The following is a 14,196-nucleotide window of genomic DNA, read 5'->3' on the forward strand; positions in this document are numbered from 1 at the left end:
ATAAGGAAGGCCAATCACAGCTCTGACTAGGACGGTCTGTGAATCGGTTGTTCGCCGCATGGTAAGCACGGCATGGTTTGTCGAGCAGCACGACGATGAACAGAACAATAAAACGCATCAATGGCGATGTGGAGAAGGCGGCGCAGTCACATTCGTCGCGATGAACCGACAGGACGCGACGGCGGCTCTTGAGGCGTTCACAGCACGACAGGCCGGTCCGGGTAGAACGGGACGGCTGATCGCGTGACGCAACCGGGCGACGACGGACCTGCCGCGAGCGGGACGATGGCCGGTCTCCCGTGCTGCGTTCCGGCCGGAACCCGGGGAGCGCTGATCCGGATCCGACGACGGATGTTGCGTGAGGTGCCCGGAAGGTTGGTCACGCATGTCTCGCAACGCGGCGGCCGCCGACGAAGACGAGAACTTTGGTGAGGGACATCAGGTCCCTCGATCTATAGAGCATCACACGACTTCTGTTCGCGGCTGCTGCGCTGACGGAAGCCGTCAACGGAAGGCGAAATCATGTCGCACGAAACCGGTAGCCTGATCCATCCGATCATCCTGTGCGGCGGGTCCGGGACGCGGTTGTGGCCGGCCTCCCGCGAGAGCTTCCCCAAGCAGTTCATCCCCCTCGCCGAGCCGGATCGCTCCTCGTTCCAGGCCACCGCCGCGCGTCTCGGCGATGCCGCGATCTTCGAGCGGCCGGCCGTCATCACCGCCAACGATGCCCGCTTCCTCGTCGCCGAGCAGCTCGCGCAGGCCGGAATCAAGGCCGACATCCTGCTCGAGCCGTGCCGGCGCGACTCCGCTCCGGCCGTCGCCGTCGCGGCGCTCCACGCCGCCTCGCGCGATCCGGAAGCCCTGGTGCTGATCCTGCCCGCCGACCACGCCGTCGGGGACGACGCGGCCTTCGCCCGCGCCGCCCGCGCCGCCCGCGCGGGGGCCGAGGCCGGAGCCATCATGACCCTCGGCATCACGCCGACCCATCCCTCGACCGCCTACGGCTACATCCAGCCCGGCGGCCCGATGCCGGGCCGGGCCGGCGAGGCGGGTGCCCAGACCGTCGCCCGCTTCCTCGAGAAGCCGGATGCCGGCCGCGCCGCCGACCTGATCGCGGAGGGCGCCCTCTGGAACGGCGGCTACTTCCTGTTCCGCGCCGACGTGATGCTGGAGGAGCTCGAGGCCCATGCCCCGGCCGTGCTCGCGGCGGCCCGCGGCGCCGTCGAGACGGCCACCCGCGACCTCGACTTCGTGCGCCTCGGCGAGGCGGCGTTCGCGCAGGCGCCGCAGATCTCGATCGATTTCGCCGTCATGGAGCGGACCGAGCGGGCCGGCGTGCTGCCGGTGGCCTTCCCGTGGTCGGACATCGGCACCTGGGGGGCGCTGTGGGAGGTGTCGGGCCGGGATGGCGACGGCAACGCCCTGCGCGGCCGCGTCGCGGTACGGGATACGCGCAACAGCCTGGTCCACTCCTCCGGCGAGATCCTGACCACCGTGGTCGGCCTCGACGACGTGGTGGTGGTGGCGACGGACGACGCGGTGCTGGTGACGAGCCGCAGCGCCGGGGCCGGGGTGAAGGGCCTGGTCGAGACCCTGCGTGGGCGCGGCGAGCCGGAGGCGGACGCACACCGGCTGATGTACCGGCCGTGGGGCTCCTACCAGCGCATCGACATCGGCGGGCGCTTCCAGGTGAAGCGGATCACCGTGAAGCCCGGCGGGCGCCTGTCGCTGCAGAAACATCATCACCGGGCCGAGCACTGGGTGGTGGTGCGCGGTACCGCCGAGGTGACGGTGGACGGGATCGTGCGGCTGGTCCACGAGAACGAGGCGGCCTACCTGCCGATCGGTTGCGTGCATCGTCTCGCCAATCCGGGAAAGATCCCGCTCGAACTGATCGAGGTGCAGGTCGGAAGCTATACCGGCGAGGACGACATCATCCGCATCGAGGACGTCTACGGCCGCTGATCCCGTGCGCCGCGCGGGGCCTCCCGCCGCGCCGTCGGTCCCCTGAGCGGGCGGCGGCGGGCGAGAGGCGCCCGTGCGGTCCGCGAGGTATCGTTCGACCCGGACACCTCCCGGGATGTGGTGCAGGCCCGGATCCGAAGGCGGCGTTCCCCGCGACCTCGCCCGGGTCTCACGGACGACGAGTTGCACCGCCGCCCCGTGCGACGCGATCCGGCATGGCCCGCCGGGCGTCGCCCACCCCTCCGTCCGGTCGCCGGCGCGGGAGCCCGACGGCTCCGACGACCGGTAAAAAAATCCTGAACGAGGCGGAACCGGCCGGGTGGGTCCGCCGTTATCGCGGTGACCCGGTGCGCGGGCAGTCCTTCCCGCGCGCCGTTCCCGTGGCCGCTTCGCTCAAGCCGAGGCGCGGGAAGCCGGTCTTCAGGGGAGCTGGCTCAGGGCCGCGGGCGGCGGATCGCTCGGCCGGCGATTATCGATCCGCTCCGCGATCGCCGCGACCGGTTGATACAGGTCGAGGCGCTGGTCGATCATCCCGTCGAGGCGATCATAGACCTCGGCGACCGTCAGGCTGCGCACCTTCCGGCCTTCGCGGCGGAAGAACAGGCTGCGATTGGCCTTCGCGGCGGCCCGGAACGAGGCCTGGGCCGGCTGGTGCGGCTTCTCGGCCGTCAGCTCCATGAACTTGCCGGCGCTCGCCGCGCCGAGGAAGTGGGCGAAGTAGCACTCCGTCGTCGTCAGGTCGCGCCCGAGGCGCTGCTCCACCCGCGAGCGGTCGCGCTTCATCATCTCGCCCGCCATCAGGCTGGCCGCGTAGGGATCGCGGCGCAGGGCCAGAACCCGGCGCCGGTCGGCCTCCTTCAGCACCACCAGGGTGCCGCCCCGCTTCTCGACCAGGTCGGCCTCGGCCGAGAACCCGTGCTTGGCGCCGAAGCTGCGCACGAGTTCGAGCCAGGTGCCGGTCAGGAACTGGAACAGCCCTTCGGCGCTCGAGGTCCCGGCGCGCACGCTCGGCTGGAAGCTCGATTCCTTGTCGGCGAGCGCCATCAGGTAGACGGGGTCGACCTCGGTCTCGCGGGCGGCCCGCACGATGGTCTCGACCAGCGCCCGCGGCACCTTCTTGTCGCCGAAGATCACCCGGCCGTCCTCGGTCTCCTCCGGCAGGGCGATCGTCTCGGGGAGGGAGATCTCCGGGGTCCCGAGGATGTCCCGGGACAGGGAAGCCTCCTGAGAAAAGGCGGCCTCCTGGGAGAGGGCGGCCCCTTGCGCCGGGGGAACCTCCTGGACCGCGAAGGCTTCCTGAGGCGGCGTGATTCCCGCGCCGGCCGCGTCGTCGCCCGGGGTCGTCGCATCCGGCGCTGCGTGCCCCAAGACCGTCTCCCGCACCCCCGTCTCCCGCACCTCCGGATCCCGCATCTCCCGGCGCAGGCGTTCGAGGTCGTCCCGGATCAGCGTCGCGGTGCTCGGAGTTTCCTCGACGAGGGCGGGGCCCGGCCAGTCCGGCATCGCGCCGCGGGAGGTCGCGGGCGGACGGGGGGCGGAGAAGTCGATCCGGTCGTGGGCTTCCGCCGCGGGGGCGAGGGCGTCCTGCGGCAGGCAGGCCGCGAAGGCGACGCCGACCGCGAGCGCGGCCGCGGCCTTGCGGGTCAGCGAGGCAGCCAGGGAAACGGTCGTGCCGCGTGCTCTCGAATGGTGGCCTTCGCGGGCGGTGAGCCAGCGGATGGCGTCGGTGCCCGCCTCGGGCACGAGTCGGCCAGCGTCGTCGGCGCGAGGCGCCGGCTCCGGGTAAACCCCCATCTCCAACCTTTTGTCCTTCGGGCGGGTCCGGTCCTGACGGCCCCGCGCCGCTGCTTCGCTCTCCGGCACCTCTGGCCGCCCGGTGTGTCCAGAATGGGACGGGGCCGGGGCAGGCCCGGAGGCGATTTTGCGGCACCGTCCCGGGCGGACGGGCGTTAGGCCTTCTGAAGCGACCGGCAGCGCGCGAAAAAATCGCGGGCGCGTCGGAACCAAATACTCCCCCGGGCATTTCCAGTCGCCACGCGGAGCGAGCGAACGATTGCTCCGGCGCCCCTTTCGGGGTCCGCGGGTCTGGAAAAGGACAATCCCTACCGATGAGCATGCAGCCCGGTCGGCGCGTCGGCGTCGCTTTCGTCGGGATGGGTGGGGCTGTCGCCACCACCGCCATCGCCGGCATCGAGATGATCAAGTCCGGTTCGAATCGTCTCGACGGTCTGCCCCTTGCGGGCCACGCGGTGGCCGGGATGGTCGGGTACAAGGATCTGGTCTTCGGCGGCTGGGATCTCAACGGCGACGACCTCGGCGCCGCGGCGGCCGGGCATGGCGTCCTCACCAGGCAGGACATCGAGAACGGTGCCCAGGTGCTCAACGGCATGAAGCCGTGGCCGGCGGTCGGCAGCGCCAAGTTCTGCAAGAACATCGACGGCGGCAACCGCATCGTCGCCAAGGACCACCGCGAGGCGGTCGACTGCATCGCGGGCGACCTCAAGCGCTTCCGCGAGGAATCGGGCGTCGACGACGTGGTGGTGGTCAACCTCGCCTCGACCGAGCGCTGGCCCGACCTCGACGACCCGACGCTGAACTCCGCCGCCGCCTTCGAGCGCGGCCTCGATTCGAGCGACGAGGCGATCAGCCCGGCGATGCTCTACGCCTACGCGGCGATCAAGAACGGCATTCCCTACGCCAACTTCACCCCGTCGGTCGCCGCCGACGTGCCGGCGCTGGTCGATCTCGCCAAGCAGATGAACGTCCCGGTCGCCGGCAAGGACGGCAAGACCGGCCAGACGATGATGAAGACGGTGCTGGCTCCGGCGCTCAAGTCGCGCGCGCTCCACGTCGACGGCTGGTTCTCGACCAACATCCTCGGCAACCGCGACGGCCTGGCGCTGAACGACAAGGACTCGCTCCAGTCCAAGCTCAACACCAAGGGCACGGTGCTGGATTCGATCCTCGGCTATCCGGTCGAGGATCACCTGGTCCACATCCACTATTATCGCCCGCGCGGCGACGACAAGGAGGCCTGGGACAACATCGACGTCACCGGCTTCCTCGGCCAGCGGATGCAGATCAAGATCAACTTCCTCTGCAAGGACTCGATCCTGGCGGCGCCCCTGGTGATCGAGATCGCCCGCGTCCTGGATCTCGCCAAGAAGCGCGGCGACGGCGGCGTGCAGGAGCAGCTGTCGCTGTTCTTCAAGGCGCCGATGGTCAAGAACGGCCACGGCCCCGAGCACGCCTTCGGCGCGCAGGAGCGCATGCTGCTCGACTGGCTCGGCGTCCACTAGGGATGGCCGACAGCCAGCTTGCGGCGGGCGGGGCTCACGCCCCGCTCGCCCAGCGCGACCTCCTGGTCGAGCTCAACGACATCAAGCGCGTCCGGTCCGCCGGGCGCCGCGGCTCGATCGCCGAGCGGCTCTTCCTCCAGGCCTGGTCGGCGCTGACCGGCGGCGCCGACCCGGCGGCGCTTGCCCTCGACATCACCGCCAAGGCGCTCGCGGCCTCCCGCCTCGGCGACCTCGACGCGGCCTTCCTGAGCCTCGCCGGGCTGTCGCCGACCCAGGCCTCCGCCGTGCTGGTACGGGGCTTCGACGAGGTGGCGGGTCCGCTCGATCCGGCCCTGGCGGAGCGCCTGCGCGCCTGCCTCGCCGCGCCGCGGGACTGGACGCCCGGCCCCCTGCCGCATTTCGCCGTGCTCCAGGCCGACCAGCCGCGGGCCGGCGTCACCTGCCCGGGCAAGCCGCGCATCCTGCTCGAGCCGCCGGAGAACCACGCCGAGCACTGCCTGATGGTGGCGGTCTACGGCGTCGCCTTGAGCCCGTTCTACGGCGCCGACCCGACCACGGTGTTCGTCGCCGCCCTCGCCCATCACCTCCACAACGCCCTGATGCCGGATGCCGGCTTCACCGGCGAGATCCTGCTCGGCGACCATCTCGATGCGGTCATCGCGACCTTGAGCGATCGGGCGCTCTCCGAGCTGGACGCGCCGCTGCGGGACGTGGTCGCCTCATCGCGAAGGATCCTGGCGGACGACCGCACGGCGGAGGGCCGGGCCTTCCACGCCGCCGACGTGATCGACCGGGTGCTGCAGATCGCCCAGCACCTGCGGGCGGCCTCCCTCACCATGGACACGGTGCTGGGCGAGATGGCGCTGGTGCATGACGGCCCGGTGAAGGGCTTTCACGACCGGGTGCTTGCCGACATGCGGCTGCCGTGACGAGGGCGGCGGACGTCCTTGGGCGTCCGCGCCCGCGCTCTATCTCACGTCAGAGCCCGCCGCAGGGTGGGCGCCGCGAGGAAACGCATCCGTGATCCCGTTCGGGCTCCTCTCGCCGGTGACCGGCGAGGCGCTGCACCACGACACGCCCCACTCCCTGCGCGAGGGCAAGCGCGGCCCGCGCTGGCCGGTGGTCGACGGCATCCCCTACCTGCGGGTCGGGCGCGACGGCCTGAGGGCGGAGGTTCTGGGCCATCTCGACAAGGGCGCGCCGGGCCACGCCCTCGAATTGCTGCTCGCCGACCAGGACGATTGGTGGACCGGCCCGAAGGCCGATCCCGCGACCCTGCGCGAGCTCGTGCGCGAGATGAAGTACGTCAACCTGCGGGAGGCCTGCGCCCGCCTCGGCTGGGGCCGGGTCGGCGACTACTTCGTCAACCGCTGGACCGACCCGACCTATCTCGCGGGCCTCGCCCTCCTGGAGGCGCACTGGAACAAGCCGACCTGCGCCTTCGAGCTCGCCTGCGGCATCGGCCATTACCTGCGCGAGTTGCAGGGGCGGGGCGTGCGGGTGTCGGGCGGCGACGTGGTCTTCGCCAAGCTCTGGGTCGCCCGCCACTGGGTCGCCGGGCAGCGGCCGTTCCTCGTCTGCTTCGACGCCGCCTCGCCGCACTGGCCGATCGACCAGGCGCCGGTCGACCTCGTGATGTGCCACGACGCGTTCTACTTCCTGCCGGAGAAGGCCCGCATCCTCGATGCCCTGCGCAGGACCGCCGGCGAGGAGGGCTGGCTGGCCCTGAGCCACGTCCACAACAGCGCCCGGCCCGGCTTCTCGGCCGGGCACGCGGTCTCCTCCGCCGAGATCGAGGAGCTGTTTCCCGACGGGCTCGTTTACGACGACGACGAGCTGACCCGGGCCCTCGTCGAGGCCCGCGCGCCGGTGCCGGCCGAGCCTGCCGCCCTCGACCACGTCGAGGCGTTCTCGGTGGTCTGCGGCCCCGGCATGCGCCCGGCGCCCCGGCCCCTCGTCGACGGCCTGACCCTGCCGCGGGAGGGGGCGCATCTGCGGCTCAACCCGCTCTACGGGCCCGATCCCGCCGGGGGCTATACGATCGCCTGGCCGTCCGAGCGCTACCGCGACGAGTACGCGCCCCGCGCCACCTACCCGCTGCACTCCGAGGGCCCCGAGACCCTGGAAGCCAGCCCAGAGACCATCGACCGCGCTCGGATCCGCGAGTTCGTCGATCTGCCGGAGCGGTGGTGATGGGGGAATCGACGAGTCTTCAAGGCCCGCGCTTTCTCCTCGAGATAGAGCCGTCGGGTGGAGAAGGAGGGCGCGAGCTTTTCCCCTCCCCCCTCTGCGGGGGAGGGTGGCCCCCAGAGGGGGCCGGGAGAGGGGACGCCGCTTCCGGAGAAGTCGCGCGCTTCATGACGGGCGCCATACCCGGCATCGTCGCGCTGCCCCTCTCCCGCCCTGCTTCACAGGGCATCCTCCCCCGCAGAGGCAGGGCTGTTCGGGAAAAGATCGAGCGCGGGACATCCCCTCTCCCCGCGGGCGGGGAGAGGCCTTCACCCCCCTTGTCGGGGGTGAAGGGAGCCCGCAGGGCGAGGGTGAGGGGGTATCTCCGGACGAGGCTCCCCCGGCACCACCCCCTCACCCTCGCTCCGGCTACGCCTCCGCTCACTTCATCGACGACAAGGTCGATGAAGTCCTCTCCCCGCCCGCGGGGAGAGGGGAAACAAGTGCCTCGATCTTTCCCCGGACAGCCCTGCTGCAGAGGGGGGACGGGAAAAGCCCACGCCCTCCATCGATGCGTCGTCGCGGTCGGACCGGCAGGGGTGAGCGCATGACCGCCATCGGCTGGGGCATCGTCGGGTTCGGCTGGGTCGCCCGGGACTTCATGGCGCCGGCGATCCGGGCCGCCGGCCACCGCCTCGTCGCGATCTGCGATCCCGGGGCGGAGGCGCGGGAGGCGGCGTCCCGCCTCGGCGCGCGGGGCCACGCCGACCTCGCCGGGCTCATCGCCGAGCCGGAGGTCGAGGCGGTCTACGTCGCGACGCCCAACCATCTCCATCGCGGCGCCGTCGAGGCCCTGGCCGGGGCCGGCAAGGCGATCCTGTGCGAGAAGCCGATGGCGGCCGCGCTTTCCGACGCCGAGGCGATGGCGGCGTCGGTCGCCCGCACCGGGGTGCTCTACGGCACCGCCTTCGACCAGCGCCACCATCCCGCCCACCGGCTGCTCCGCGACGAGATCCGCGCCGGCCGGGTCGGCACCGTGACGGCGGTCCGGATCGTCTATGCCTGCTGGCTCGACCGGGGCTGGACGGCGATTCCCGGGCAAGCGAACTGGCGCATCGACCAGGCCCAGGCCGGCGGCGGGGCGCTGATGGACCTCGCCCCCCACGGCCTCGACCTGACCGACTTCCTCCTCGACGAGCCGATCCTCGACGTCACGGCGCTGACCCAGGCGAGGGCGCAGGATTACGCGGTCGACGATGGCGCGCTCGTGATCGGCCGGACCGGGTCGGGCGTGCTGGCGAGCCTGCACGTCGCCTATAACTGCCCCGACGCGCTGCCGCGGCGCCGCCTGGAGATCGCCGGCACCCGAGGCCTGCTCGTCGCCCTGAACACCATGGGCCAGGAGGCGGGCGGGAGCGTCACCGTCACGGACGGTGCCACGGGCGAGACCGTGCCGCTTCCCTTCGACGGAGAGGCCTCGCCGTTCCTGGAGCAGGTGCGGGCCTTCGGGCGCTCCCTTCGCGATCCGGCGGGGCGCGAGGCCTGGTCGGCCGAGCGCGACCTGCACACCATGCGGCTCCTCGCCCGCGCCTACGCCGCCTCTCCCTCGCATCGCCCCGCCCCATCCCCCGTCGCGCCGGCCGCCTGAGGCCCGCGGAGGAGCTTTCTCATCGTGGACAGACCCACCGCCCCCCGCCCCTATCCCTTCGGCCGGACACGCGTCATCGAGGGCCTGCCCGAGCGCCTGCCGGATGCCGTCCGGGCCTATCTCGACGTGCTGCCGCCGGGCCGGATCGTCGGCTTTCCGCTCGCGCCCCTCGACCGCACCGGGGTGCCGTGCTGGTTCGTGTCGCTGTTCCTCGACGATCCCTACTTCGTCGGCGCGATGCCGAGCGGCATCGGCTACGGTGCCACCGACGACGAGGCGATCATCGGCTCGGTGGCGGAGATCGCCGAGAACCTGATGCCGAGCCTGGCGCTGATCCCGCGCAAGAAGGAGCGCGCCAGCTACCACGACCTCGTGCGGGTCTTCGGCGCGGGGTCGGTCGCCGATCCGCTCACCCTCGGCCTGCCGGCGGGGAGCCCCGTGAACCGCGACACCGTGCTCGAATGGACCGGGACGGTGCGGGCGCGCACGGGCGAGACGGTGCTGATGCCCCTCGACCTCGCGGCGACCGACTACTTCGAGCTGTCGCCGGGCTACGAGCCCTTCACCAATCTCATCACCAACGGGCTGGGCGCCGGGCCGGACGTCGAGTTCGCCCTCGGGCACGGGCTGCTCGAACTGCTCCAGCGCGACGGCAACGGCCTCCTGTTCCGCGCCCTCGACCAGGGCGTGATGCTCGACGTCTCGGAGGGCCTCGGTCCCGAGACGCGCGGCATGCTCGACCGGCTGGAGGCCCTCGGCATCCGCGCGATGCCGAAATTCGCCACCGACCAGTTCGGCTTCACCAACGTCTACTGCGTCGGCTACGACGTCGACGCGTCGCGAACCCCGGCACCGATCGCCCTCTCGGCCTGCGGCGAGGCCTGCGATCCCGACCGCGAGCGGGCCCTGCGCAAGGCGATCCTCGAATTCCAGGCGGCGCGGGTGCGCAAGACCTTCGGCCACGGTCCGCTGGAGCTCGCCCGCTCGATCACCCCGCCGGGCTATGTCGACGCCTTCATCGAGAAGGCGCTGCCGAGCCTCGACCTGGAGGAGGGGAGGGCGCTCGCCGCGATGCTCGACTGGATCGGTGAGCCGGCCGAGACCCTGCGGGGCTTCCTCACTGAGACCGTCTATTCCGAGCGCGGCACCAAGCGTTTCACCGACCTGCCGACGCAGGCCGCGCCGACCGGCCAGGACCGCGCCCGCATCGCCCGCGAGCGGCTGGAGGGGCAAGGCTTCGACGTGCTCTACGTCGACGCCTCGCCGCCGGGAGGCGGTGTCGGCATCGTCAAGGCGATCGTGCCGGGGCTCGAGGTCGAGACCATGAGCTACTACCGCATCGGCGAGCGCAACACGCGAAAGCTCATCGAGCGCGACCACCCGCTGATCCGCTTCGGGCAGGAGAGCGAATCCTTGCGCCCGGTGTGCCTGACCCCGGAGGCGCTGGAGCGCTTCGGCGGCCAGCCGCTGTTCGACGTCGCGCTCGCCGACGAGATCGTCGGCCCGCTCTATCCCCTCTACCGCGAGCCGGAATCGCACCACGCGCCGTTCCGCCTCGAGCGCCGGGGGAGGGCGGCATGAGCCTGCGCTTCGCCTACAACACCAACGGGGCGGCCAACCACCGCCTCGACGATGCGCTGAGCCTCATCGCCGAGGCCGGCTACGACGGCGTCGCGCTCACCCTCGACATCCACCACCTCGATCCCTTCGCGGAGGACTGGGCGAGGCAAGCCGAGCGGGTGCGCGGCCGGCTCTACTCCCTCGGCCTCGGCTCGGTGATCGAGACCGGCGCCCGCTTCCTCCTCGACCCGCGGGCCAAGCACGAGCCGACCCTGGTGACCGCGGATGCCGCAGGCCGCGCCCGCCGGGTCGCCTTCCTGCACCGCGCCGTCGACATCGCGGCGATCCTCGGTTCGGAGGCGGTGTCGTTCTGGGCCGGCGTGCCGAAGCCCGGCGTCGATCCGGCGGAGGCGCGGGGCTGGCTGCGGGACGGGCTGGAGCAGGTCGTGGCCTACGCCGCCGAGCGACGGGTGGTCGCGGCGCTCGAACCCGAGCCCGGGATGCTGGTCGAGACCCTGGACGACTACGCGGCGCTCGACGTCCCGGGCCTTCGCCTGGCGCTCGATACCGGCCACTGCCTGGTGACGCAGGAACGCGAGCCCGCGGCCGCAATCCGGGAATTCGCCGACCGGCTCGGCACGGTGGCGATCGAGGACATGGCGCGCGGCAGCCACATCCATCTGCCCTTCGGCGAGGGCGACATGGACATAGCCGGCGTGCTCGACGCCCTCGAGGCGATCCATTTCGACAAGCTGGTCTGCGTCGAGCTCTCCCGCGAGAGCCACCGCGCCGACCGGATGATCCCGGATTCGCTGGCCTACCTCCGGGAGTGCCGCCGATGAGGATCTGTTTCGTCAGCCGGCGCTACTTCCCGGCGATCTCCGGCATGAGCGTCTACGCCCAGAACCTGCTGCGCGAACTCGTCGGCGCCGGCCACGACGTCACGATGGTGAGCCAGTACCGGGGCGATGCCTTCGGCACCAAGGTCTATGGCGGCGGCCCGCCGCCGCCGGTCCCGGGCGTGCGGGTGATCGGCCTCGAACAGCGCGGCGAGCAGGAGAGCGGCGATTTCGAGCGCGACATCGCCACGATGGTCGAGACGATCGCGGCCGAGCACGTCAAGAAACCCTTCGACGTGCTGCACGCCCAGTACGGCTACCCGACCGGTTTCGCGACGCTGATCGCCTCGCAGCGCTTGGGCGTGCCGAACGTGGTCTCGATCCAGGGCGGCGACGGCCACTGGGTCGGCTCGTGCTGCGAGACCCACCGCCTCGCCATGGTGCGGGTGCTGGCCCACGCCAACGCGCTCCTGATCGGCGGGCGCTCCTTCGTCGCCGAGGTCTGCGACCGGCTCGGCAGCGATCCCGACCGCTTCACCATCGTGCCGGGCGCCGTCGACACCGCGCGCTTCCGGCCCCCCGAGGGCTGGCAGCCGGGCGACGCCGCCGATCCGGTGCGGCTGTTCTACCACGGCCGGGTCGACCGCCGGAAAGGCGTGCTCGACTTCCTCGACGCCTTGAGCCTGCTGCGCCTGCGCGGCACGCCGTTCTCCGCCATCATCTCGGGCATCGGTCCCGACGTGGAGCCGGCGCGGTCCCTCGCCGCCGATCTCGGTTTCCCGGAATCGCAGGTGCGCTTCACCGGCTACGCCGATTACGACGCGGTGCCGGGCCTCTACGCGATGGGCGACGTCTTCGTCTCGCCGACCTACGCGGAAGGGTTCTCCAACACCATCCTGGAAGCGATGGCGGCGGGCCAGGCGGTGGTCTCGACCCACTCGGTCGGCGTCTCGGACTGCCTGCGCGACGGCGAGAACGGTCTCATGGTCCAGCCCGGCGACGTGCCGGCGCTCGCCGAGGCCCTGCACCGGATCATCACCGATCGCCCCTTGCGCGCCCGCCTCGCGGCGGCGGCGCTGGAGGAGTGCCGGCGGGTCTATTCCTGGCAGGCGGTGGGCCGGCAGATCATGGAGGTCTACGCGGCGGTGAAGGGCGTGCGGCCGGACCCGGCCTTCGATCCGGACCTGCCGCACGACCCCGGCTGCCGCTTCCGGGCCGAACCGCACCTGCTGTGAGGGCAACTCCCCCTCTCCCACACGGGAGAGGGGATCCCGCGTCCTGCTTGAGTCTTTGATGCCCACAGCCCTCGCCCTCTCGCCCCACCTCGACGACGCCGCCTTCTCCTGCGGCGGCACCCTGGCGCAGCTCGCCGGCCGGGGATGGCGGGTGGTGATGGTGACCCTGCTCACCGCCGGCGTGACCGAGCCGACGGGCTTCGCCCTCGCCTGCCAGCTCGACAAGGGGCTCGGGCCGGAGGTCGACTACATGGCCCTTCGCCGCGACGAGGACCGGGCGGCGGCCGCCGCGCTCGGCCTCGGCCCTCCGGTCCACGTCGCCCTGTGGGAGGCGCCGCATCGCGGCTACGCCTCGGCGCCCGAGCTCTTCGCCGAGACGCGGCCCGACGACCGGCTCGCCGACGATCTCGCGCCCGTGCTCGACCGCCTGACGGCGGAGGCCGCGCCCGACCTGCTGCTGGCGCCGCAAGGGGTGGGCGGCCACGTCGACCACGTCCAGCTGGTGCGGGCGCTGATCGCCCGCGCGCCGGCCTGCCCGGTCCTGTGGTGGCGCGACTTTCCCTACACCGTCCGCCACCCCGACCCGAAGGAGCCGTTCCGCGACACCTTCGCGGCCCTGACCCCCGTCACCGTGCGCCTGTCCCCGGAGGAGGAGGCGGCCAAGCACGCGGCCTGCGCGGCCTATGCCAGCCAGATCGGCTTCCAGTTCGGCGGTCCCGACGGACTCGCCGAGCGCCTGGGCGCCGAGAATGCGCGCGAGCATTTCCGCCTCGCCGGCGCCCTGCCGGACGGGCTCGCCCTCGCGTGAGCGGCGGACCGGCCGCGCCCGACATCGCCGGCCCGAAGAGCCTGGCCGATTCCGGCGCCGTCGCGGCGCGCCACGCCCTCGCGGAGGTGAGCCCCCACCTCGCCCCCTTGCGCCGCCTCGCCGAGCGGATCCGGGCCGAGCAGGACCGGCCGGTGCCGGAGGCCGACCCCCTCGACGGCGGGGTGGAGGCCCGCCTGCTCCTGCTCCTCGAGACGCCGGGCCCGGCCACCGGCCGTACCGCCTTCGTCTCCCGCGACAACCCGACCGGCACCGCCGCCAACCTGTTCCGCTTCCTCGCCGGCGCCGGCATCCCGCGCGCCGACACCCTGATCTGGAACGCCGTGCCCTGGGTGATCCACGCTCCCGGCGCCCGCAACCGGGCGCCCCGCACGGCCGAGATCCGGGCGGCGCGGGCCTACCTGCCGCCGCTCCTCGCCCTGATGCCGAACCTCGCGGTCGTGGTCCTGTCCGGCCGGGTCTCGCAGGGCTTGGGCCCCGCCCTCGCCGAGGCGCGTCCCGGGCTGCCCGCGGTGGCGATCCCGCATCCGAGCCCGACCTACGTCTGCACCAGCCCGGAGGTGCCCCGGCGCATCGCCGCGGGGCTTGAGGAGGCCGCCCGCCACCTCGGCCTCCCCGGGTGATTCGCCGCTGCCGCATGGTCCGGCTGGTCATT

At 72.2% G+C, this 14,196-nt stretch carries 11 protein-coding genes; 10 read left to right on the forward strand and 1 reads right to left on the reverse strand.

Going from position 1 to position 14,196, the window contains the following annotated elements; translation table 11 throughout:
• The first annotated feature begins 522 nt into the window (after window positions 1–522).
• Window positions 523–1,965, forward strand: a complete 1,443-nt coding sequence (locus tag DK419_RS20855) for a mannose-1-phosphate guanylyltransferase/mannose-6-phosphate isomerase (RefSeq protein WP_109960789.1) — start codon at window positions 523–525, stop codon at window positions 1,963–1,965.
• Between the two features lie 420 nt (window positions 1,966–2,385).
• Here the strand turns inward: DK419_RS20855 and DK419_RS29220 are convergent, their stop codons facing one another.
• A complete protein-coding gene (locus DK419_RS29220; protein WP_245442586.1) occupies window positions 2,386–3,708 on the reverse strand; it encodes a transglycosylase SLT domain-containing protein in 1,323 nt (440 codons plus the stop codon).
• A gap of 365 nt (window positions 3,709–4,073) precedes the next feature.
• Between DK419_RS29220 and DK419_RS20865 the strand changes: the two genes are divergently transcribed.
• From DK419_RS20865 to DK419_RS20910, 9 genes are all read left to right on the forward strand, one after another.
• Entirely contained in the window at window positions 4,074–5,264 is a 1,191-nt protein-coding gene (locus tag DK419_RS20865) for an inositol-3-phosphate synthase (protein ID WP_048433958.1), read from the forward strand.
• 2 nt (window positions 5,265–5,266) lie between these two features.
• Entirely contained in the window at window positions 5,267–6,193 is a 927-nt protein-coding gene (locus tag DK419_RS20870; protein WP_109960790.1) for an HD domain-containing protein, read from the forward strand.
• Between the two features lie 91 nt (window positions 6,194–6,284).
• Window positions 6,285–7,457 carry a class I SAM-dependent methyltransferase gene (locus DK419_RS20875; protein WP_109960791.1) on the forward strand — a complete coding sequence of 391 codons (1,173 nt, stop codon included), beginning with the start codon at window positions 6,285–6,287 and terminating at the stop codon, window positions 7,455–7,457.
• 583 nt (window positions 7,458–8,040) lie between these two features.
• Window positions 8,041–9,081 (forward strand): Gfo/Idh/MocA family protein, encoded by a 1,041-nt coding sequence (locus tag DK419_RS20885; protein ID WP_109960792.1) that lies wholly within the window; start codon window positions 8,041–8,043, stop codon window positions 9,079–9,081.
• Between the two features lie 24 nt (window positions 9,082–9,105).
• The gene (locus DK419_RS20890) at window positions 9,106–10,662 is read left to right on the forward strand and encodes a YcaO-like family protein (RefSeq protein WP_245442588.1); all 1,557 of its coding nucleotides are present in this window, start codon (window positions 9,106–9,108) and stop codon (window positions 10,660–10,662) included.
• A complete protein-coding gene (locus tag DK419_RS20895; protein WP_109960794.1) occupies window positions 10,659–11,483 on the forward strand; it encodes a sugar phosphate isomerase/epimerase family protein in 825 nt (274 codons plus the stop codon). Before DK419_RS20890 ends, DK419_RS20895 begins: the two co-directional genes overlap by 4 nt.
• Window positions 11,480–12,715, forward strand: a complete 1,236-nt coding sequence (locus tag DK419_RS20900; protein ID WP_109962414.1) for a glycosyltransferase family 4 protein — start codon at window positions 11,480–11,482, stop codon at window positions 12,713–12,715. The genes DK419_RS20895 and DK419_RS20900 overlap by 4 nt, the downstream gene beginning before the upstream one ends.
• 55 nt (window positions 12,716–12,770) lie before the next feature.
• The gene (locus DK419_RS20905) at window positions 12,771–13,523 is read left to right on the forward strand and encodes a PIG-L deacetylase family protein (RefSeq protein WP_109960795.1); all 753 of its coding nucleotides are present in this window, start codon (window positions 12,771–12,773) and stop codon (window positions 13,521–13,523) included.
• Entirely contained in the window at window positions 13,520–14,164 is a 645-nt protein-coding gene (locus DK419_RS20910) for a uracil-DNA glycosylase (RefSeq protein ID WP_109960796.1), read from the forward strand. Before DK419_RS20905 ends, DK419_RS20910 begins: the two co-directional genes overlap by 4 nt.
• The last annotated feature ends 32 nt before the right edge of the window (window positions 14,165–14,196 follow it).

Source organism: Methylobacterium terrae (genome assembly GCF_003173755.1).
Lineage (GTDB): Bacteria > Pseudomonadota > Alphaproteobacteria > Rhizobiales > Beijerinckiaceae > Methylobacterium > Methylobacterium terrae.

What these genes read in the sequence shown, in the direction of transcription:
- DK419_RS20870 (WP_109960790.1), top strand. Translation starts at nt 5,267, where the DNA reads ATGGCCGACAGCCAGCTTGCGGCGGGCGGGGCTCACGCCCCGCTCGCC.
- DK419_RS20865 (WP_048433958.1), top strand. Translation starts at nt 4,074, where the DNA reads ATGAGCATGCAGCCCGGTCGGCGCGTCGGCGTCGCTTTCGTCGGGATG.
- DK419_RS20900 (WP_109962414.1), top strand. Translation starts at nt 11,480, where the DNA reads ATGAGGATCTGTTTCGTCAGCCGGCGCTACTTCCCGGCGATCTCCGGC.
- DK419_RS20895 (WP_109960794.1), top strand. Translation starts at nt 10,659, where the DNA reads ATGAGCCTGCGCTTCGCCTACAACACCAACGGGGCGGCCAACCACCGC.
- DK419_RS20855 (WP_109960789.1), top strand. Translation starts at nt 523, where the DNA reads ATGTCGCACGAAACCGGTAGCCTGATCCATCCGATCATCCTGTGCGGC.
- DK419_RS20885 (WP_109960792.1), top strand. Translation starts at nt 8,041, where the DNA reads ATGACCGCCATCGGCTGGGGCATCGTCGGGTTCGGCTGGGTCGCCCGG.